Here is a 328-nt window from a genome sequence, read left to right on the forward strand (position 1 = left end):
CCCTGACGCATGATGTGTTCTCGGCCAAAGCGACTCGCGAGCATAACGACAGCAATGTGATCGCGCTCGGCGAACGCGTAGTCGGCCCTGGTCTTGCTGCGGAAATCGTCAGCGCCTGGCTGACAACCGAGTTCAGTCACGGCGAGCGTCATGTCGGCCGCGTCAACAAGATCAAGGCGATCGAGGAACGCTACCTAAAGAACGGATAGGACGTTTCTTTCCGTAAGGCCATTTGGGCTGTATTCCGGACGGTTCCCCGCATACAAGCTGTGCGGGACGAGGGCATGAAGCGACTTAGAGACTATTAAGGGAGGACTGTGGCATGAGC

General features: G+C 57.3%; 1 protein-coding gene. It reads left to right on the top strand.

Translation table 11 applies throughout. The annotated features are described in order from the left end of the window. Positions 1-209, top strand: a 209-nt coding sequence (locus ACSNOG_RS33090) for an RpiB/LacA/LacB family sugar-phosphate isomerase (protein WP_436756373.1), incomplete at its 5' end; no start/stop codon positions are given. Positions 210-328: the final 119 nt, after the last annotated feature.

This window comes from Streptomyces sp. URMC 124, from assembly GCF_051386455.1.
Taxonomy (GTDB): Bacteria; Actinomycetota; Actinomycetes; order Streptomycetales; family Streptomycetaceae; genus Streptomyces.